The organism is Nonomuraea sp. bgisy101 (genome assembly GCF_057708945.1).
In genome coordinates, this window is the sequence record NZ_JBYITD010000001.1 from 570,946 (window position 1) to 590,610 (window position 19,665).

The window sequence follows — 19,665 nt, forward strand, 5'->3', positions numbered from 1 at the left end:
ACATCCCGTGACGGTGAAGGGCCCCCCGGGACAGGGCCCGAGGTGTCGGCGTGCTGGGACGGTGAGGACCTTCCCTAGGAGATATCCGAGCGGACGCCCCCCTGTAAACGCCCTGCGAGGAGTTTGTCGCTCAGCGTGCCGCGACGGTGAGAGCGGCGATCACCGGCTTGCCGTCGAGCTCGTACGCGGGCAGGCCGGGGGCGCGGGAGTCGTCACGGGCGCGGGCCTGCCCGCCGGCCACGCACCAGGTGATCCCGCGGCTCCGCTGGAGCGGCGTGCCCGGACGGGCGTCAGCCGGTGCCGCGGTGGGGGGTGGGCTTGCCGTAAGAAATGTCGGTGCCACCACCTACAGTGAATGACATGCGGCCGGTAACAGATTTGCAGCGCAGGGTGGCGCCCTTCGAGGTCGTCACCGAGATGACCCCCTCCGGCGACCAGCCCACGGCGATCGCCGAGCTGGAGCGCAGGGTGCGGGCAGGGGAGAAGGACAACGTCCTGCTCGGCGCCACCGGCACGGGCAAGACGGCCTCGGTGGCCTGGCTGATCGAGCGGCTGCAGCGGCCCACGCTCGTCATGCAGCCCAACAAGACGCTCGCCGCGCAGTTCGCCAACGAGTTGCGCGAGATGCTGCCCAACAACGCGGTCGAGTACTTCGTCTCCTACTACGACTATTACCAGCCTGAGGCCTACGTGCCGCAGAGCGACACCTATATCGAGAAGGACTCCTCGATCAACGACGAGGTCGAGCGACTGCGCCACTCGGCGACCAACTCGTTGCTGACCAGGCGCGACACGATCGTGGTCGCCTCGGTCTCGTGCATCTACGGCCTGGGCACCCCCCAGGAGTACGTCGACCGCATGACCAGGCTCCGCGTCGGCATGGAGGTCGACCGCGACCAGTTGCTGCGCCGCCTGGTCGACATGCAGTACACCCGCAACGACCTGGCCTTCACCCGCGGCACCTTCAGGGTGCGCGGCGACACGATCGAGATCATCCCGAAGTACGAAGAGCTGGCCGTCCGCATCGAGATGTTCGGCGACGAGATCGAGAAGCTGTCCACGATGCACCCGCTGACCGGCGACGTCATCACCGAGGACCAGGAGCTCTACATCTTCCCCGCCTCCCACTACGTGGCGGGCGAGGAGCGGATGGCCAAGGCCGTCGACGGCATCGAGGCCGAGCTGGCCGAGCGGCTGTCCGAGCTCGAGCGGCAGGGCAAGCTGCTGGAGGCGCAGCGGCTGCGGATGCGCACCACCTACGACATCGAGATGATGCGCCAGGTCGGCACCTGCGCCGGCATCGAGAACTACTCGCGTCACATGGACGGCCGCGAGGCGGGCAGCGCGCCCAACACGCTGCTCGACTACTTCCCCGAAGACTTCCTGCTGGTCCTCGACGAGTCCCACCAGACGGTCCCGCAGATCGGCGCGATGTACGAAGGCGACGCCTCCCGCAAGCGCACCCTCGTCGACCACGGCTTCCGCCTGCCGTCCGCGCTCGACAACAGGCCGCTGAAGTGGGAGGAGTTCCTGGAGCGGATCGGCCAGACCGTCTACCTGTCGGCCACCCCCGGCTCCTACGAGCTGGGCAGGGTCAAGGGCGAGGTCGTCGAGCAGGTCATCCGTCCCACGGGGCTCGTCGACCCCGAGGTGGTCGTCAAGCCGACCAAGGGCCAGATCGACGACCTGGTCCACGAGATCCGCGAGCGCGCCGACAGGGACGAGCGTGTCCTGGTCACCACGCTGACGAAGAAGATGTCCGAGGACCTCACCGACTACCTCCTCGAGCTCGGCATCAGGGTGCGCTACCTGCACAGCGAGGTCGACACGCTGCGCCGGATCGAGCTGCTGCGCGAGCTGCGGATGGGCGAGTTCGACGTGCTCGTCGGCATCAACCTGCTGCGTGAGGGCCTCGACCTCCCCGAGGTGTCGCTGGTGGCCATCCTCGACGCCGACAAGGAGGGCTTCCTGCGCTCGGAGACCTCGCTGATCCAGACGATCGGCCGTGCGGCGCGAAACGTGTCGGGCCAGGTCCACATGTACGCCGACAAGATCACCCCGTCGATGGAGCGGGCGATCGAGGAGACCTCCCGGCGCCGGGCCAAGCAGGTTGCCTACAACGAGGCCAACGGCATCGACCCGCAGCCGCTCCGCAAGAAGATCGCCGACATCCTCGACTCGCTGCAGCGCGAGGACGCCGACACCGAGCAGCTGATGGGCAGCGGCCGGCAGCAGTCCCGCGGCAAGGCGCCCGTGCCGGGGTTCGCGGCGAAGGCGGCGGGACAGCACGCCAAGGCCATCGCGGGCGAGATGCCGCGCGCGCAGATGGAGACGCTCATCGAGTCGCTCACCGAGCAGATGCACCAGTCGGCGGCCGACCTGCAGTTCGAGGTTGCGGCGCGGCTGCGCGACGAGATCAAGGAGCTGAAGCGCGAGCTGCGTGACATGCGCGAGGCCGGCGTGAAGTAGACCGCCCCCTCGGCGAACGGCCGCGGGCCCGCCACCCACCTCCAGGAGAGGTGCGTGGCGGGCCTGCGGCGTCCTTCGTCAGGCTGGATGAGCCGGTCGTCAGGCCTGGGTGAGCTGGGCGGTCGAGGCCCAGCCGCCGGTGTCGAGGCTCAGCCACTCGCCGCTGGCCCAGCCGCCGGTCCAGCCGCCGGTGGGGATCGAGTCGACCACCGGGCAGGACTTGCTCGGACACGAGTGGACCTGCGCCCCGCCAGGGCTGGTGACGACGTAGCCGTGGTGCCCTGGGATGACGTCGGCGCCCGCGGCCCCGGCGAACATGGTTCCCGCCATGGCGGCGGCGGTGAGCGTCAGGGCCAGGGCTGAAGCGGCAATGATCTTACGCATGGAAGCATTCCTTCGGATGTCTCGTTCGTGCTGACATCACCGAGAATGCGGCCCACGGTCATAGGGCGGTGTCATGGCGACGTTAAGGCCGTCCTAAGGCGTCACGGCCCGGCGGTCGTGCGGACCGGGTCGAGGCCGGGCCGGGCCGTCAGGAGGCGGGGATGTGCGACATCATCCGTTCCATGCCGTTGATCCAGTTGCCGCGCAGTGCCTCGGCCGCCTGAGCCAGGTCCCCGGCGATGAGGAGTTCGGCCACGCGGCAGTGTTCCGCCGCCTCGCGCTCCAGGGGTGTCTCGTCGCCCGCGAGCAGGTGGGCGTAGCGGCGCATCCCGGCCTTGACGCTGGTGATGAGGTCCAGCAGGCGCTCGTTGCGGCAGCCGCTCAGCAGCAGGTCGTGCCACTCGTCGTCGTGCCGTTCTATCACCTGCTGCTCGGCGATCCGGTCGGGGAAGTCGCGGGCCAGCCTGAGCAGTTCGGGCGCGATCTCGCGGAGGTAGGCGGGGTCGGAGCGTTCGAGCGCGAGCGACTCCAGGGCGGCGACGATCTCGCACAGCTCCCTGAACTCTTTCCGGCTCACCGGCGCGAACCGAAACCCCCGGCCCTGGTTGCTTTCCAGCACTCCCTCGCCCGCCAGGGTGATCAACGCCTCGCGCAGGGGAGTGCGGCTGACGCCGAGATCGGTCGCCAGCGCGACCTCGTTGATGTCCGTCCCCGCGGCGAAATCACCTCGATCGAGCCTGCTCAGCAGCTCTTCCCTGATCTGCTCGCGTAGCGGTCGCCGCTCGATCGGCATGAGGCTCCTTCGGTCTTCGGCCCTGATCTGCTTAGCGCTTGACGTAGTGCAAAATACTACACTATGAATTCTGAATACAGATTTGGGACAGCTTGAAAGGAGCGATTAGTGCGCCTGACCCGAGTGCCGGGGCTGCTGTTCGGCGGTGACTACAACCCCGAGCAGTGGCCGGAGGAGGTCTGGGCCGAGGACGTCCGGCTCATGGCCGAGGCCGGGGTCACCATGGCCACCGTCGCGGTCTTCTCCTGGTCCCGGCTGGAACCCGCGCCCGGCGCGTACGACTTCGGGTGGCTGGATCGCGTCCTCGACCTGCTCCACGAGCACGGCGTGTCCGCCGACCTCGCCACCGCGACCGCCACCCCGCCGCCTTGGCTGGTTCGCCGGCACCCGGAGGTCATGCCGGTCGACGCCCAGGGTGTGCGGCTGGAGTTCGGGTCCCGGCAGGGCTACTGCCCCAGCTCGCCGATCTTCCGCGAGCACGCCGTGCGCCTCGCGACGGCGATCGCCACCCGGTACGCCGAGCACCCGGCGCTGGCGATGTGGCATGTGGGCAACGAGTACGCCGACCACACGCTCGAATGCTTCTGCCCCGAGTCCGCACGGCACTTCCGCGCCTGGCTCCAGACCCGCTACGGCACGGTCGGCGCGCTGAACACCGCCTGGGGCACCTCCTGCTGGGGCCAGCACTACACGGGGTTCGAGCAGATCGAGCCGCCCCGCAAGGCGCCAGGCCCGGTGAACCCGGCCCAACTCCTCGACTGGCGCCGCTTCTGCAGCGATGCCCTGCTGGAGCTGTTCACCGCCGAGCGGGACGCGCTGCGCCAGGTGACGCCGGCAGTACCGGTCACCACGAACTTCATGAGCATCCTGCACGGACTCGACTACTGGTCATGGGCGGCGGCCGAGGACCTGGTGAGCGACGACGCCTACCCGGACCCTGCCGACCCCGAGTCGCACGTGGCGGTCGCCCTGAGCTACGACCTCATGCGCTCGCTCAAGCAGCGGCCCTGGCTGCTGCTGGAGTCGGCGCCCTCGGCGGTGTCGTGGCGCGAGGTCAACGTGCCCAAGCCGCCCGGCATGATGCGCCTGCACAGCCTCCAAGCGGTGGCCCACGGCGCCGACGGGGTGATGTTCTTCCAGTGGCGCCAGGCCAAGTACGGTCCCGAGAAGTTCCACTCGGCCCTGCTCCCGCACGGCGGCACCGAGACGCGTGGCTGGCAGGACACGCTGCGGGTCGGCGCGGACCTCCGGCGGCTGGCCGAGGTCGCCGGCACCGGCACGCGCGCCGAGGTGGCGCTCGTCCTGGACTGGGACAGCTGGTGGGGTCTGGAGGCGCCGGAGTCGATGCCGTCCAACCGGCTCAAGCTCAAGGACCTGCTGCTGGCCTGGTACGCGCCGCTGCACGCCCGCGGGATCTCCGTCGACCTGGCGCCGCCGGACCGTGACCTGTCGGCCTACCGCGTGGTGATCGCGCCCAACCTCTACCTGTGTACGGCCGAGCAGGCCAAGTCGCTGGCGTCCGTCACGGGCGAGCTGGTCGTCGGCCCGTTCAGCGGCGTGGTCGACGAGTCGGACCAGGTCCACGACGGCGGCGCCCCCGGGCCGCTGCGCGATCTGCTCGGCGTCGCGATCGACGAGTTCTGGCCGCTGCCCGACGGGAGCACCCAGCGGGTCAGGCACGACGGCGGCGACGCCGGCCTCGCCAGGACGTGGGTGGAATGGCCACGCGTGGTCGGCGACGCCGTGGAGGTGCTCGCCCGTTACGAGGGCGGCGACCTGGACGGCCTGCCCGCCATCACCCGCAACGGCAACGCCACCTACGTCAGCTGCCTCCTCGACGACGTCACGCCCGTCCTCGACCGCGTGCTCCACGCGGTCCCGGCGATCGACGTCCCCCCGGGCGTGGAGGCCACCAGGCGGGAGAACCACCTCTTCCTGCTCAACCACACCGGCACCCCGCAGCAGGTCGCCCTCCCGCATCCCGGCAGGGACCTGCTCACCGACACCGACCTGCGAGGCGTCATCAGCCTCGCCCCGCGCGACGCCGTCGTGCTCAGGATCGAAGGAGACACGTGACGCACCCGTACATCCCGAACGCCGAACCCGGCGTGCGGGCCGAGATGCTCGCCGCCATCGGCGCCTCGAGCGTCGAGGAGTTCTACGCCGACATCCCGGCGGACCTGCGCCTGGCCCGGCCACTCGACCTCCCGGAGCCCTTCACGGCCGAGCGCGACCTCGTGCGCCACATGAAGGGCCTGTTCGACCGCGTCACCGACACAGAGGAGGCGCTGAGCTTCCTCGGGCACGGCTGCTACCCCCACCACGTGCCGGCCGTCTGCGACGAGGTGAACTCCAGGAGCGAGTTCCTGACGGCCTACGCCGGCGAGCCGTACGAGGACCACGGACGGTTCCAGGCGCTGTTCGAGTACGTGAGCATGATGGGCGAGCTGCTCGAGATGGACGTGGTCAACGTCCCCACCTACGACGGCTTCCAGGCGGCCGGTACGGCCCTGCGCATGGCGTGCCGCTACACCCGGCGCTCGAAGGTGCTCGTCAGCGGGGCCGTCAGCGACGACAAGCTGAGCAAGCTACGCGACTTCCTCAGCCCTGACATCGAGATCGCCCTCGCCCCTGTGGGGGAGAGCGGTGAGATCTCCGTCTCCGCGTTCGACGACTCCTACGCGGCGATCTACCTGGAGACACCCAACGTCTACGGTGTGGTCGAGACGCGCGGAAGGGAGTTCGCCGAGCTCGCCCACGCCCACGGAGCGCTGCTCGTGGTCGGCGCCGATCCCATCTCGCTGGGCGTCCTCGCCCCGCCCGCCTCCTACGGCGCCGACATCGCCTGCGGTGACATCCAGTCGCTCGGCATGCACCAGAGCTACGGCGGCGGCCACGCCGGATACATCGCCACGCAGGACCACGAGCCGCTCGTCGCCGAGTTCCCCTCCCGGCTGTTCGGCATCGCGCCCACCACGGTGCCCGGCGAGTACGGCTTCGGCGACGTCTTCTACGACCGCACCTCCTTCGCCCTGCGCGAGGAGGGCAAGGAATGGGTCGGCACCGCCGCCGCCCTCTGGGGCATCACGGCCGGTGTCTACCTGGCGCTCATGGGGCCGCAGGGCATGCGGGAGCTGGGCGAGACCATCCTGGCCCGCACCCGCTACGCCATGGACGCCCTCGCAGGGTCGGTCACCGTGCTGCACAAGGACGCGATCCACTTCCGCGAGTTCGCCATCGAGGTGCCCTCCAGCACGGCCCTGCTCGACGGGCTGCGCGCCCGCGGCATCTACGGCGGTGTCCCCCTCGACGACCGCACGGTGCTGGTCTGCGTGACCGAACGCCACTCCATCGCCGACATCGACCGCCTCGCCGCAGCCGTCCAGGAGGTGCTGTGAACACCGCGGAGTCCTTCGCCGAGCTCCCAGTCGCGCCGAAGCCGCCACTGCGCCGCTTCCACCAGGCCCGCTGGGACGAGCCGATCATCTTCGAACTGTCGGCCCCCGGCCGCCGCGGCATGGCCGTGCCGCAGCCCGGCGCCCCGGGCGTGGAGCTGCCCGAGACCGTCCGCCGCGCCGAACCGCCGAGGCTGCCCGAGATGTCGCAGCTGCATGTGCTGAGGCACTACCTGCGCCTGTCGCAGGAGAACCTCGGCGTCGACCTCAACATCGACGTCGGCCAGGGCACCTGCACGATGAAGTACAGCCCCAAGGTCAACGACCGGTTCGCCGCCGCGATCGCCGAGCTGCATCCGCTCCAGCACGAGGACACCGTGCAGGGCGTGCTGGAGATCTACTGGCGGCTCGAACGGATGCTGGCGGAGATCTCCGGCATGTCCAGGGTCTCCCTCCAGCCCGGATCCGGGTCGGCCGCCATCTACGCGAACATCGCGATGATCCGCGCCTACCACGCCGCCAACGGCGAGGGCCACCGCGACCAGGTCATCACCACGATGTTCTCCCACCCGTCGAACGCCGCCTGTGCCAAGACAGCCGGCTACGAAGTGATCACGCTGATGCCGGACGCCGACGGCTACCCGGACATCGAGGCGCTGCGCGCGGCCGTCGGCCCCCGTACCGCCGCCCTGATGATCACCAACCCGGAGGACACCGGCATCTTCAACCCCCGCATCAGGGAGTTCGTCGAGCTGGTGCACTCGGTAGGCGGCCTGGCCTGCTACGACCAGGCCAACGCCAACGGCATCCTCGGCATCACCAGGGCCAGGGACGCCGGATTCGACCTGTGCCACTTCAACCTGCACAAGACGTTCTCCACCCCGCACGCCTGCGGCGGCCCCGCGGCGGGCGCGTGCGGCGTCTCCGCGGAGCTGGAGCCGTTCCTGCCGGGCCCGGTCGTCACCTTCGACGGCTCCTCCTACGGACTGGAGACCCCGCCCCGCTCGATCGGCAAGGTCCGTCCGTTCCTCGGCGTGACCCCCAACATCGTCCGCGCCTACGCCTGGATCATGGCCATGGGCGCCGAGGGACTGCGGCAGGTGGCCGAGACGGCCGTGCTCAACAACAACTACCTGATGCACAAGATCCTGCAGATCCCCGGCGCGTCGGCGCCGTGGGACAAGCGGCGCATCGAGCAGGTGCGTTACTCCTGGCAGGAGCTCTCGGAGGAGACCGGGGTGCACTCGGAGGAGATCGGCGTCCGGGCGGCCGACTTCGGCGTGCACTACTGGACCAGCCACCACCCTTACGTGGTGCCGGAGCCTTTCACGCTGGAGCCCACGGAGTCGTACTCGAAGGAGGACCTGGACGAGTACGCCGCCATCCTGGCCCACGTGGCCTCCGAGGCGCGCACGGATCCCGAGTTCGTCAAGGGGGCGCCCTACAACCAGAGCGTGCACAAGATCGACATGACGTCGCTCGACGATCCCAAGGAGTGGGCGCCCACCTGGCGCGCCTACGTCCGCAAGCACCTGTCATGACCTCCGACGTCGCCGCCCCCCGCACCCCCGCCTCGTTCCCCGACCGCGAGGTGGTGGTCGGGCTGGTCGTCAACCCGGTGGCCGGGCTGGGCGGGGCGGCGGGCCTCAAGGGCAGCGACGGCGCGCACGTGCAGCGCGAGGCCCTGGCGCGGGGTGCCACGCCGCGGGCGGGGGAGCGGGCGGCGCGCGCCGTCCGCGCGCTCCTCGCCCGCCGGCCCGGCACGCGCGTGGTCACGGTGCCAGGCTCGATGGGCGAGCACAGCGCCCGCGCCGCGGGCGCTCCCTTCACCCTGGAACGGCCCTCGCCTGATCCCGCGCCACGCGGTACGGCGGAAGGCCACGGTGCGGCGGACCCTGCGGATCGGGCGGACCTGGTAGATCCGGCGTACCCTGCAGATCAGGCAGATCAGGCAGATCCGGCAGATCCGGCAGATTCGGCGGATCCGGCGGGCCCTGCGGGTCTGGCCGGCGCGGCGGCTGCGGGATCGGGCGGTGAGACCTCGGCGCAGGACACGCGGCGGGCCGTCATCGCGCTCGCCGATGTCGACCTGCTGCTGTTCGCGGGAGGTGACGGAACCGCGCGGGACGTGCTCGACGCGGTCCGCACGCTCGGCGACCAGGCGCCGCCCGTGCTGGGGATCCCCGCAGGGGTGAAGGTCTACTCGGGGTGCTTCGGCCTCAGCCCGGCCGCGGCGGGGTTCCTCGCCGCGGAGCACGTCTCCGGCCTGCGGCGACAGTCCGCCGCGGACCACGCCTCCGGACAGGGGCGAGGCCCGAGGGCGGCGGGCACGGTGGAGGCCGAGGTGGTGGACCTCGACGAGGAGCGCTACCGGCAGGGGCTGGTCAGCCCCCGCCTCTACGGTAGCCTGCGCGTGCCCGCCGCCAGGGCCGCCCTGTCGGGACGGAAGGCCGGGTCCTCCGCGGTCGTCCCCGCCGGCGTCGAGGGCATCGCCAGGGAGGTCGTGGCTCGCATGCGGCCGGGCGTCCGCTACGTCCTGGGTCCCGGCGCCACCACGCAGGCGGTCGGCCGCGAACTCGGGCTCGCGACCACGCTGCTCGGGGTGGACGTGGTCGAGGTCGGCGACGGAGGCGTGCTGGTCGCCGGAGACGTCTCGGAGGCGGCGCTGTTCGCCCTCGTGACCGGCGGTGAGGCGGTCGTCGTGCTGTCGGTGATCGGCGGGCAGGGGTTCGTCCTCGGCCGGGGGAACCAGCAGGTGTCCCCCCGGGTGCTCGACGCGGTCATCGGGTACGGGGACGCAGCGGGCCCGCGCCTGCTCGTGCTGGCCACGTCGCAGAAGCTGGCCGCGCTGCGGGGCCGGCCGCTGCTGGCCGACAGCGGCGACGAGGACCTCGACAGGAGGCTCAGCGGGCACGTCCAGGTGATCACCGGATACCGCGAGAGCACGATTTATCAGATCTGTACGGCAAGTGAGGAGTTCCACGGATGAACACGCTCGAGGGCAAGGTCGCGATCGTCACGGGCGGTGCCTCGGGCATCGGGCGGGCCACCGCGCTGGTCTTCGCCCGCGAAGGCGCCAAGGTGGTGGTCGCCGACATCGACGGTCCCGGCGCCGAGGCGACGGCCGGGCAGATCGCCACCGAGGTCGGCGGCACCCCCGCTGTCGCGGTACGGGCCGACGTGTCCGACCCCGAGGACTGCCGGCGGATCGTCCAGACCGCCGTCGACACGTTCGGCGGGCTGCACGTCCTGTTCAACAACGCGGGCATCATCCGCCGTACGACGGCCCTGGATCTGGACGTCGACGAGTGGGACCGGGTCATGGCGGTCAACGTCCGGTCTGTCTTCCTCATGTGCAAGTACGCCATTCCCGCCATGACCGAGGGCGGCTCCGTCGTCAACACGGGCTCCGGATGGGGCCTCAAGGGCGGCGGGAACGCCATCTCCTACTGCGCCTCCAAGGCCGCGGTGGTCAACATGACCAGGGCCCTGGCCATCGACCACGCCCGGGCCGGCGTCCGGGTCAACTCCGTCAACCCCGGCGACACCGACACGCCGATGCTGCGCGACGAGGCCCGCCAGCTCGGGGAGGACTGGGCGGCCTTCCAGTCCGACGCCGCCGACCGGCCGATGGGCCGCTCGGGCACCCCCGACGAGATCGCCCAGGCCGTGCTCTTCCTGGCGAGCGACGCCGCCAGCTACATCACCGGATCGGCCCTCGTCGTCGACGGCGGCGGCCTCGCCTGACACCCGGGGCCCCGCCAGGGCGCGGCATCACCGCGCCTTTCCCCACTCGCCTCGACACCCCCTGAACAAGCCTGAAGGAGCCACCATGAAGCGTGCGCTAGCCATCCTGGGCGTCCTCGCCGTCGCCACCACCGCGTGCAGCGGCAGTGGCGGCGGGAACGTTCCCGGCACGAGCAACGGCCAAGGCCAGGTCACCGTCCGCTGGTCGACCTGGGGATCGGCCGAGGACGTGAAGCTCTACCAGAAGTTCACCGACGACTTCCAGAAGCGGCACCCGAACATCCGGCTCAAGCTGGAGTCGGTCGCGAGCTACGAGGACTACCACCCCAAGCTGCTCGCCCAGCTCACCAGCAAGACGGCGCCCGACGTGTTCTTCGTGGGCGACGACAACATCGGCAAGTTCGTCTCCGCCGGAGTGCTCACCCCGCTCGACGACAAGCTGTCAGGACCGGACTCCAAGAGCAAGCCGGAGGACTTCTTCGAGGGCGTGTACGGCGGCGCCAAACGTGACGGCAAGATCTACGGGGTCCCCAACGACACCAACCCCGAGGTCCTCTGGTTCGACAAGAAGGCGCTGAAGGACGCCGGGATCACCGAGGACCCGGCCGCCCTCCACGAAGCCAAGCAGTGGACTATGGCGAAATATCTGGACATGAACGCCAAGCTCAAGGCGGCGGGCAAGGCCGGATCGATCTTCTGGAACTGGTACGGCTCGACGTACTCCGTGATCAACGGCTTCGGCGGCAAGGTGTGGGACGGCGGCAAGTTCGTCGCCACCACGGACGCCAAGTCCCGCGAGGCGCTCCAGACGCTCGCCAAGGGCTACCAGGACAAGACCTTCCTCAGCGCCGACACGCTGCCCGACAGCAACGGGCCCAGCACCCAGTTCCTCAAGCACAAGGTCGGCTTCTACGCGGGCGGCCGCTGGGTGATCGACTCGCTGAAGAAGGGCGGCGAGCTGGACAACTACGACATCGTGCCGTTCCCGTCGCAGACCGGCGAGCCGATGCCCGGCGCGGTGGCCGCCTCCTACCTGGCGATCAACAAGGACACCAAGCTGGCCAAGGAGGCGTTCACGTTCCTCACCGAGTTCGTCGGTAAGGACGGTCAGCTCCTCCGTCTCAAGGGCGGCGGCGCCGTACCGTCCATCAAGGGCGCCGAGCAGGTCGTCCTCGAGGACAACTACCCCGCCCACGCCCAGACCTTCGTCGACGTGCGCGACACCGGCTTCGCGAACTACCCGGAGGAGGTCTCCGTGCCCGGCCTGACCGCCGACATCAACGAGCACCTGATGAAGGTGTGGAACGGCAAGGTCGGCTTCGACCAGGGCATGACCGAGCTCCAGAAGCTCGTCGAGAGCAAGCTGGGCTAGCCGTGGCCATCCTCACCGAGGCCCGCCCGCGGGCGGGCCGCCGGGCGAAGACCATCAGGAACAGGGACGGGTGGTGGGCGGCGTTCTTCCTCGGGCCCCAGCTCGCTTTGCTGGCCGTGTTCCTGATCTTCCCGCTCGGGTTCGCCGTGGTGCTGGCCTTCATGCGGTGGGACGGGCTCGGCCAGAAGGAGTGGGCGGGCCTGGACAACTTCGCCGCCCAGCTCTCCGATCCGGAGTTCGGGCTGGCCGTGTGGAACACGGTCAAGCTCGCCCTGCTGACCGTGCCGTTCGGGCTCGCCTTGGCGCTGCTCATCGCGGTCGCGCTCAACAGCGTCAAGGGCAGCGGCTTCTACCGCGTGCTGTACTTCATGCCGGTGGTCACCAGCTCGGTCGCCGTCGCCCTGATGTGGCAGATCATCCTGGCCGGCGACGAGTACGGCGTGCTCAACACCTCGCTGGAGCAGTGGTTCGGCATCACCGCGCCGGACTGGCTCGGTGATCCAGGCTGGGTGATCGTGGCCATCGCCATCGTGACGATCTGGTCGTCGCTCGGCCTCAACGTGGTGATCTTCCTGGCCGGGTTGCAGACCATCCCGCCGCAGGTCGTCGAGGCCGCCCGGATGGACGGCGCCGGCGGCCTGCGCATCTTCCGCTCGGTCACGCTGCCGCTGCTCTCACCCACGATCTTCTTCTCGACGGTGGTCGCGGTGATCAGCTCCTTCCAGGCGTTCGACCAGATCTACGTGCTGGTCAACCCGGAGCACAACGAGGGCGCGCGCACGATCGTCTACCAGGTCTACGAGCTCGGCTTCAAGGACTTCCAGTTCGGCATGAGCAGCGCCGCGGCGCTGATCCTGCTGGTCCTGACGCTGCTCGTGACCCTCGTCCAGTTCGCCGCGCAGAAGCGCCTCGTCCACTACGACACGTGAGGGGGCCCGGATGCGATCCCGGCAGATAGCCCTGCACGCCGCACTCGGCATCGGCGGGCTGGCGATGCTGTTCCCGTTCGTCTGGATGCTGCTGACGTCGTTCAAGGGCGTACGGCAGATGCTGAACAACCCGCTCGACTGGCTGCCCGACCCGTGGCGCTGGGCGAACTATCCCGACGCGCTCGCGGCGATGCCGTTCGGCACCGCGTACTGGAACAGCTTCTACATCGCCGCGGTCAACGTCACCCTCACCCTGCTGACCTCGGCCATGGCCGCCTACGCCTTCGCGCGGATCAGGTTCAGGGGCTCGGGTGTGCTGTTCGTGGTGTTCCTGGCCACCCAGATGGTGCCGACGCAGGTGACGATCGTGCCGCTGTACCTGATGCTGGCGAAGTTCGGGTGGATCGACTCGCACCTGTCGCTGATCGTGCCGTCCATCGCGAACCCGTTCGCGGTGTTCCTGCTCCGCCAGTTCATCAGGTCCGTCCCTGTGGAGCTGGAGGAGGCGGCCAGGATCGACGGCGCGGGTCGCTGGCGGTGCTTCTGGAACGTCGTGCTGCCGAACATCCGCCCCGGCCTGGGCGCGCTCGGCATCATCGCCTTCCTGGCCTCATGGAACTCGTTCTTCTTCCCGCTGATCTTCCTGAACTCGCCGGAGCTGGCCACCGTGCCGCTGCTGCTGAGCCAGTTCTCCGGGCAGCGCTCCGCGATCGACTACGGGCTCATCCTCGCGGCCTCGGCGATCGCGGTGGTGCCCACCCTGATCGCCTTCCTGATCGGCCAACGAAAGATCATCAACTCGATGGCGGCCTCTGGACTGGGTGGGCGCTGATGCTGGACCTGAAAGAACGCCCGTTCACCGACCGGGGCTCGCGGTTGCTGGTGATGGCGGCCGACGACGGCTCCCTCTGGATCGCCAGGGCCCTCTACGAGACCCGCCTGCGCGACACGACCGTCCTGACGGGACTGCGGGTCTTCGCGGGAGACCGGGAACTGCCGGTACGGCAGGCGCTGCCCGACCGGATCGACTTCGAGGGCGGCGTGGCGATGGCCTTCGCCGGTCCCGACACGCTCGTCCTGACCGGCAAGGACGCCCGGGCGGCGTGGGACGGCGGACAGGCCGCCATCGACGGCTGCCTCACGCTGGTCGGCCCCGCGCCCGGCGACGGCGCCGCGCCCGACGGGGGCTCCTCGCTCACCGACGGCACTCCGCCCGGTGGCGGCGCTCTGCCCGGTGGCGGGCCCGCGGTGCTCGCGGCGGCCGCCACGCGCTGGCGCGACTGGTTCGCCGCCATGCCGTCCGTGCCCGAGACCCTGCGCGAACGCGCGGAGCAGGCGTGGTGGACGCTCGCGGTGAACCTGGTGCCGATCCGGGGCAGGGAGTCGCTGGTCCCCTCCAAGTACGGCTACGTCGGCCTGTGGAACTGGGACTCCTACTTCCACGCCATCGCGCTCAGGCACGCCGACCCGGCACTGGCAAGGGAGCAGATCCGCATCCTGCTCGACCACCAGACCCCGGACGGCCTGATCCCCGACGTCGTGCACGACCACGGGGTGCTCACGGAGACCACCGACCTGCCCCGCTCCGACCTGGCCCGGCTGGCCCAGCACGTGGGAGGGGAGCCCCTTCGGGAGGTGGTGCCGGTCACCAAGCCGCCGCTCACCGCCTGGGCCGTGTGGAAGATCCACGAAGTGGACCCCGACCTGGACTTCCTGGCCGAGGTCTACGAGCCGCTGGTCCGCTCGCAGGAGTGGTGGTTCGCCCGTTCGGACCCCGACGGGGACGGCCTGGCCGAATACCTCCACCCCTACTCCTCCGGCCTGGACGACAGCCCCATCTGGGATCACGGTCCGCGCGCCGAGCCCCCCGACCTCAACTCCTATCTGGCCTTGCAGTACGACCGGCTCGGCGACATCGCCGCCGCCCTCGGCCGCGACCCCGCCGAGTGGCGGGCCAGAGCCCAGGCCCTGGTCGACCTCATGGTGGCGCGCCGCTGGACCGGCACCCGCTTCGTGACCAGGGTCGGGGGACACGAGGTGGACGTGCGCACCCCGCTGGAGTTCATGCCGCTCCTGACCGGACGGCTGCCCGCCGCGATCGCCGCCCGGCTCGTGGAGGACCTGCGCTCGCCGAGCTTCTGGAGCGAGCGTCCCGTGCCCACCGTCGCGTTCGACGACCCCAGGTTCGACCCCGACGCCATGTGGCGTGGCCCGGTCTGGCTGAACGTCAACTACCTGCTGATCGACGGTTTGCGCCGGTCCGGGCACGCGGATACGGCTCGTGAGCTGCGGGAACGCACGCTGGCGATGGTCCGTGACGGCGGCGGCCTCTACGAGTACTGGAACCCGTTGACGGGCCGCAGGGCGGACCGGGCGACCACCGGGTTCGGCTGGTCGTCGGCGCTCTTCCTCGACCTGGCCCAGGAGGACCAGGGCGGCCAGGCGTCGTGAGCGTCGGCAACGGTGGGACGCCGCGGCGGAGGTGATCGAGCCGCCGGCAGGTCCCACCCCGCCGCCCCGAACCGGGGACGCCGGGCCCCGGCACTCGCCACGACCCGCGCCCGCCGACCGCCCCCGGGGCACGACCTTGAGGGGAGGCGCGCCCCGGTCGGCCCCGGGGCGCGATCTCGGGGAGAGACGCTCCGGAGGGGCGGGGTCGGGTTCGGGACGCGACCTTGTGGGGAGGCGCGCCCGGTCGGCTCCGGGGCCCGTCTCCGGGAGAGACGCCCCGGAGGGCCGGGCGAGGCAGAGCGACGGGAGCGATCTCGAGGTCAGGTGAGACCGGCTTCGGCGCGGAGGAGATCGGAAAGGTCGTCGCCCGAGACGGGCAGGCCCTTGTGCGCGAACCAGGTGGCCACGTTGCGCGCGTCACGATCGAGGAAGTCGAGCCCCGTCGGATGCGAGATCACGTCTACGATCTGCGGCAGGTCGATGACCACCAGCCGCCCCTCGTGCACGAGAAGGTTGTACGGCGACAGGTCGCCATGCGCCAATCCGGCGCGGGCGAGCGTCACCATCGCCGCCACCAGTTGCTCCCATAGATCGTCGAGCCCTTCGTCGACGGTCGCCAGGCGGGGCGCGGCGTACCCGTCGGGTGAGCCGACGAACTCCTGCAGGATCTCGGTGCCGACGATCTGCACGGGGTACGGCACGGGCAGGCCCAGCCCCCACAGCCGCACCAGCGCCGTGAACTCCGCCTGAGCCCACTGGCCCGCGATCACCTGCTTGCCGAACGCGGTCCGCGAGGCCATGGCCCTGCTCGCTCGCGAGTCGCGCATCCGGCGGCCCTCCAGGTAGCCCGCGTCGCGGTGGAAGAGCCGATGGTCGGTGGAGCGGTAGCGCTTGGCGGCCAGCAGGCACACCCTGTCGGTGTCGGGAACGCCGCGCGAGATCAGATGGACGTCGGCCTCCTTGCCGGTCTTGAGGATGCCGAGCTCGGTGTCGACGGCGGCCAGCTCGGTGACCAGCCATGCGGGATGCGGTCGAGGGCCACGCTCGGTCGGGGTACTGAGGTCCCAGGTGGACCAGCGGTCACCGGCGGGCGGGCCGTCGAGGTCTACGGGGTTGCTGTCGAGCCACTCGAGGTCGTCGGCGTCGAGGCGGTGCTTCTTCGGCACGGTGGTGTTCTCCTGAACGGGATGCCCACCGGCGCGCGATCAGGTCGGCTGCTGAGCGGTGGGAAGGAATGGGTACGCGGAAAACGGCACGCGAACAGTCGTCGTCACGGTCTCACCCTCCTCCCGGCCGAAGCCTCGTCGTCCGAGCCGTCGTCGCCCGGACCCTTGATCGGAACCTCGTTGATCGAGGCCTCGCCGAGTATGCCGGGGAGAAAACCAGCCGCGCAACGGGTTTTCCGTCGCCTACGATCGCGTGCATGGAGCGATGCGCGGAGTGCGGGCGCTGGCCGTACGGCGGTGCGCCGGAGTGCCGCCGATGCCTGGCGCTGGCCGACAGCGTCGTTGAGAACGGCTATCAGGCGTTCCTCGCCGAGCACGGACTCGACGACGACCCCGCCCTCGCCGAGATGATCGTCGACGAGATCAAGGGTTACGACTGGCGGGTCGTCGACGCCGCCTACGAACGCCTGACCTGCACGGAGTGCGGCAACAGTCGGGGCAGGGGCCCGAGCGGCTGCGGGCCCTGCGACCTCGACGAGGGCTTCCGCTACGCCGCCCGCGAGGTGGACAGGCCGGGCGTGATGTCGCGTAACGAGCACGCGATCAGGGTCGGCATCGCCGTCCTGCGCAACGGGCACCGGCACTCACCGATGGCGCTGCTGAGCTGGCAGATCGGTCTCCCCCTGGTGCTGGGCGGTCAGATGCCCACGACGCCGCAGGCCCAGGCGGTCCGCGCCCGCATCAACAAGGGCGCCACCTACGAGGAGCTCGCCGCGGCCCGCGTCCCCGACTACACCGGATGGGACTTCAGCCCCTGGCCTCCTTGAGGTCCAGGTCGATGTCGACGTCGAAGCCGATGTTGGTACGCAGCCTGCGACGATGGATGCCGGTGGGAACATAGGCCATCATCGCGGGTTCGAGCTCGAAGGTATAGACGACAGGAGCCCCGTCTTCCTGCTCGATGCGCCAGAAGTGCTTGATGCCTGCGCTGGAGTACTTGATCGGCTTGGTGGTCCGGTCGCGGTCTTTGGACTCATCCGAAACGACCTCGATCACCAAATGAACGTCGTCAGGTTTGAACGATGTGACCTTGGACGCGACGGCCGTCTCGTTGACCAGGAGGATGTCAGGCTCAGGGCGTTGGCGAAGACCAAGGGTGACGGTCATCTCCCGCACGACGACCAGGTCAGGCGGGGGCGTGAGCCGTTGCTCGAGATGCCGGAGCATCAGCATATGAAAATAGGTCTGCGGCGACATCATGACGAGGGACCCATCGATCAGCTCGACGTGCTTGGGCGCGTCGGGGGGGAGGCGATCGAGCATGTCGGCGGTCCATCCGCCAGGAGGACCCGGCCAGAACCACTCGGGAAGTGCGGTGGTCATCGGGTACCTCCTCAGGGGGATCACGCGACGGATCCATTGTGACACGGACGGTGACCGTCAGGTCTGGTCGCGGCGCTCCTGCATGGTCTTGTTGTAGAGCTCGTCGATCTCGTCCAGTGGGTCGACGGTCCTGCGGCGCGACTCGATCTCCAGCTCGGTGCGGGCGTGCAGCTCGTCGATGCCGGTGGCGGCGTGGTGGACCTGGCTGTCGAGCAGGTCGGCCCTGATCCTGGCGCACATGGCGGTCAGCTTCGCCTGGTGCTCACGGAGCCGGTTGAGCGTGACATGGTCGACATAGGGTGACGCGCGGCGCTGCTGGGCGTACATCCCGAGCTGGGTGTCGTGCACGTCGGCCTGGCGGGACAGCTCGCCCATCAGCTGCGGCAGGTCGCCGAGCCCCCAACCCTGCTGCATCGCGGCGTCGATCGCCTGCCTGGTCATGGAGACCTCGCGGCGCAGGTCGAGGCGGAGCCGCTCGACCTCGGCGGCGTCGCCCGTGCCCATGGCGTTGACGTGGGTGGCCAGGCGCGCGGTGGCCTGGCGGGCCGATCTGCTGGCTCGCTTGCCCACCTTGACCAGGGCGTAGACGGCCACGCCCGCGAGCGCAAGGAAGATCACGAATATCGCGAGCAGGATCAGAAGGAATGTGCTGATTGGAGGGACCTCCCGTCCGGCCTTTACCTGAGAGGATAGTTGATCCCTCGCGACCGGACGCGTTCCGTCGTGAACGGTCGACGGACGTGCGGGCGCCGGGGCGGGGGCCACAGGGCGCCCGCACGCGTCTGCTCGAAGGCTAGAGGAGCGGGCCGCCCCGCGGAGTCGGTCTCCGGAGGGAGGACACATCACTCCCTAGACGGACTGCGAACCTTCCTGACCAGCCACCACCCGAACACCGCCATTCCGGCCAGAAGGATCAGCACCAGCACCGGCAGGAAGATCGCGATCAGGCTCACGCCCAGCGAGCCCGCGTCCTCCACCGTACTGGCCACGGGAGCGCCCAGCCCTCCCGTGGTGGCGTTGACGACCGGCCTGGCCGTGGACTTCAGCACGTGCACGAACAGCGCGGTCACGATGCCGATCAGCCATCCGGCCCACGGGTGCTCCGCCATCCAGGTGGACCGGTCGAACTCGGCGGCGGCGGCCGTGGCGCTGAAGACCACGCCGCCGGAGGCGGGCCGTACCGCGGTCTGGATGGCGTCGTTGACGCTGTCGACGACCGGCACCTTGTCCAGCACGAACTCGGCGAGCAGGAGCACCGCGATGATCGCCAGCACCCACCAGTTCGACAGCCACGCGTAGCCGTCGGGAAGCTTGACGGCATCGCTGAAGTTGGCCAGCACCCCGACGACGAGGAGCGGGATGTAGGCGTTCAGTCCGGCGGCGGTGCTGAGGCCGAGGCCGGTCAGTGCTGCGAGCATCGTTGTTCCCATCCTGTACGGCAGGCACCCCGAAGCCGGCCGCGGTCACCGGGTGACCCTCTGTCCTTCACGCTAACGCCGGCAGGACGTCGGCGCTCGCCGTGACGTCGCACTCGACGCCGGATCTTCCCCGGACCGTGATCCTCCGCCCCAGGACG

The 19,665-nt window shown here is 69.9% G+C and carries 17 protein-coding genes; 11 read left to right on the forward strand and 6 right to left on the reverse strand.

Annotated features, from left to right (window positions below; genetic code table 11):
• Positions 1-360: 360 nt before the first annotated feature.
• Positions 361-2,469 (forward strand): excinuclease ABC subunit UvrB, encoded by a 2,109-nt coding sequence (gene uvrB, locus AC3EO4_RS02645; RefSeq protein ID WP_431893420.1) that lies wholly within the window; start codon positions 361-363, stop codon positions 2,467-2,469.
• 99 nt (positions 2,470-2,568) lie between these two features.
• On the opposite strand, the gene AC3EO4_RS02650 is transcribed toward uvrB, so the two are convergent.
• Positions 2,569-2,853, reverse strand: a complete 285-nt coding sequence (locus AC3EO4_RS02650) for a hypothetical protein (RefSeq protein ID WP_379579084.1) — start codon at positions 2,851-2,853, stop codon at positions 2,569-2,571.
• 148 nt (positions 2,854-3,001) lie between these two features.
• On the reverse strand, positions 3,002-3,646 hold the full coding sequence (locus tag AC3EO4_RS02655; protein WP_379579082.1) for a GntR family transcriptional regulator: 645 nt from the start codon (positions 3,644-3,646) through the stop codon (positions 3,002-3,004).
• A 108-nt stretch (positions 3,647-3,754) separates the two neighbouring features.
• On the opposite strand from AC3EO4_RS02655, the gene AC3EO4_RS02660 reads away from it, so the two are divergent.
• From AC3EO4_RS02660 to AC3EO4_RS02700, 9 genes are all read left to right on the forward strand, one after another.
• Complete coding sequence (locus AC3EO4_RS02660; protein ID WP_431893424.1) at positions 3,755-5,722, forward strand: beta-galactosidase; 1,968 nt, start codon at positions 3,755-3,757, stop codon at positions 5,720-5,722.
• Positions 5,719-7,044: an aminomethyl-transferring glycine dehydrogenase subunit GcvPA gene (gene gcvPA, locus AC3EO4_RS02665; RefSeq protein WP_431893425.1), complete on the forward strand. Its 1,326-nt coding sequence runs from the start codon at positions 5,719-5,721 to the stop codon at positions 7,042-7,044. The genes AC3EO4_RS02660 and gcvPA overlap by 4 nt, the downstream gene beginning before the upstream one ends.
• The gene (gcvPB, locus tag AC3EO4_RS02670) at positions 7,041-8,582 is read left to right on the forward strand and encodes an aminomethyl-transferring glycine dehydrogenase subunit GcvPB (protein ID WP_431893428.1); all 1,542 of its coding nucleotides are present in this window, start codon (positions 7,041-7,043) and stop codon (positions 8,580-8,582) included. Before gcvPA ends, gcvPB begins: the two co-directional genes overlap by 4 nt.
• Positions 8,579-10,030 carry an ATP-NAD kinase family protein gene (locus AC3EO4_RS02675; RefSeq protein WP_431893430.1) on the forward strand — a complete coding sequence of 484 codons (1,452 nt, stop codon included), beginning with the start codon at positions 8,579-8,581 and terminating at the stop codon, positions 10,028-10,030. Before gcvPB ends, AC3EO4_RS02675 begins: the two co-directional genes overlap by 4 nt.
• A complete protein-coding gene (locus tag AC3EO4_RS02680) occupies positions 10,027-10,788 on the forward strand; it encodes an SDR family NAD(P)-dependent oxidoreductase (RefSeq protein ID WP_431893432.1) in 762 nt (253 codons plus the stop codon). Before AC3EO4_RS02675 ends, AC3EO4_RS02680 begins: the two co-directional genes overlap by 4 nt.
• Before the next feature lie 85 nt (positions 10,789-10,873).
• Positions 10,874-12,160, forward strand: coding sequence for an ABC transporter substrate-binding protein (locus tag AC3EO4_RS02685; protein ID WP_379579070.1), 1,287 nt, complete (start codon positions 10,874-10,876; stop codon positions 12,158-12,160).
• Positions 12,161-12,162: 2 nt separating this feature from the next.
• Entirely contained in the window at positions 12,163-13,089 is a 927-nt protein-coding gene (locus AC3EO4_RS02690; RefSeq protein WP_379579068.1) for a carbohydrate ABC transporter permease, read from the forward strand.
• A gap of 10 nt (positions 13,090-13,099) precedes the next feature.
• Positions 13,100-13,921 (forward strand): carbohydrate ABC transporter permease, encoded by an 822-nt coding sequence (locus tag AC3EO4_RS02695; protein WP_379579066.1) that lies wholly within the window; start codon positions 13,100-13,102, stop codon positions 13,919-13,921.
• Positions 13,921-15,540: an amylo-alpha-1,6-glucosidase gene (locus AC3EO4_RS02700; RefSeq protein WP_431893436.1), complete on the forward strand. Its 1,620-nt coding sequence runs from the start codon at positions 13,921-13,923 to the stop codon at positions 15,538-15,540. Before AC3EO4_RS02695 ends, AC3EO4_RS02700 begins: the two co-directional genes overlap by 1 nt.
• Before the next feature lie 320 nt (positions 15,541-15,860).
• On the opposite strand, the gene AC3EO4_RS02705 is transcribed toward AC3EO4_RS02700, so the two are convergent.
• On the reverse strand, positions 15,861-16,706 hold the full coding sequence (locus tag AC3EO4_RS02705; protein WP_379579062.1) for a serine protein kinase RIO: 846 nt from the start codon (positions 16,704-16,706) through the stop codon (positions 15,861-15,863).
• Positions 16,707-16,963: 257 nt separating this feature from the next.
• Here AC3EO4_RS02705 and AC3EO4_RS02710 point away from each other — a divergent pair, with 257 nt between their 5' ends.
• Positions 16,964-17,533 (forward strand): hypothetical protein, encoded by a 570-nt coding sequence (locus AC3EO4_RS02710; protein WP_379579060.1) that lies wholly within the window; start codon positions 16,964-16,966, stop codon positions 17,531-17,533.
• On the opposite strand, the gene AC3EO4_RS02715 is transcribed toward AC3EO4_RS02710, so the two are convergent.
• The 3 genes from AC3EO4_RS02715 to AC3EO4_RS02725 form a co-directional block, all read right to left on the reverse strand.
• Positions 17,514-18,089 carry a Uma2 family endonuclease gene (locus AC3EO4_RS02715; RefSeq protein WP_379579058.1) on the reverse strand — a complete coding sequence of 192 codons (576 nt, stop codon included), beginning with the start codon at positions 18,087-18,089 and terminating at the stop codon, positions 17,514-17,516. The two genes, AC3EO4_RS02710 and AC3EO4_RS02715, sit on opposite strands and share 20 nt — an antisense overlap.
• Positions 18,090-18,146: 57 nt before the next feature.
• On the reverse strand, positions 18,147-18,707 hold the full coding sequence (locus tag AC3EO4_RS02720; protein ID WP_431893439.1) for a hypothetical protein: 561 nt from the start codon (positions 18,705-18,707) through the stop codon (positions 18,147-18,149).
• A gap of 224 nt (positions 18,708-18,931) precedes the next feature.
• Positions 18,932-19,507, reverse strand: coding sequence for a DUF4126 domain-containing protein (locus AC3EO4_RS02725; RefSeq protein WP_431893442.1), 576 nt, complete (start codon positions 19,505-19,507; stop codon positions 18,932-18,934).
• Positions 19,508-19,665 lie beyond the last annotated feature (158 nt).

Excerpts from the sequence above, each read along its gene's own strand:
- AC3EO4_RS02650 (WP_379579084.1), bottom strand. The coding sequence starts at position 2,853 with ATGCGTAAGATCATTGCCGCTTCAGCCCTGGCCCTGACGCTCACCGCC.
- AC3EO4_RS02685 (WP_379579070.1), top strand. The coding sequence starts at position 10,874 with ATGAAGCGTGCGCTAGCCATCCTGGGCGTCCTCGCCGTCGCCACCACC.
- uvrB (WP_431893420.1), top strand. The coding sequence starts at position 361 with ATGCGGCCGGTAACAGATTTGCAGCGCAGGGTGGCGCCCTTCGAGGTC.
- AC3EO4_RS02695 (WP_379579066.1), top strand. The coding sequence starts at position 13,100 with ATGCGATCCCGGCAGATAGCCCTGCACGCCGCACTCGGCATCGGCGGG.
- AC3EO4_RS02675 (WP_431893430.1), top strand. The coding sequence starts at position 8,579 with ATGACCTCCGACGTCGCCGCCCCCCGCACCCCCGCCTCGTTCCCCGAC.
- AC3EO4_RS02680 (WP_431893432.1), top strand. The coding sequence starts at position 10,027 with ATGAACACGCTCGAGGGCAAGGTCGCGATCGTCACGGGCGGTGCCTCG.
- AC3EO4_RS02715 (WP_379579058.1), bottom strand. The coding sequence starts at position 18,089 with ATGACCACCGCACTTCCCGAGTGGTTCTGGCCGGGTCCTCCTGGCGGA.
- AC3EO4_RS02655 (WP_379579082.1), bottom strand. The coding sequence starts at position 3,646 with ATGCCGATCGAGCGGCGACCGCTACGCGAGCAGATCAGGGAAGAGCTG.
- AC3EO4_RS02700 (WP_431893436.1), top strand. The coding sequence starts at position 13,921 with ATGCTGGACCTGAAAGAACGCCCGTTCACCGACCGGGGCTCGCGGTTG.
- AC3EO4_RS02710 (WP_379579060.1), top strand. The coding sequence starts at position 16,964 with ATGGAGCGATGCGCGGAGTGCGGGCGCTGGCCGTACGGCGGTGCGCCG.
- AC3EO4_RS02725 (WP_431893442.1), bottom strand. The coding sequence starts at position 19,507 with ATGCTCGCAGCACTGACCGGCCTCGGCCTCAGCACCGCCGCCGGACTG.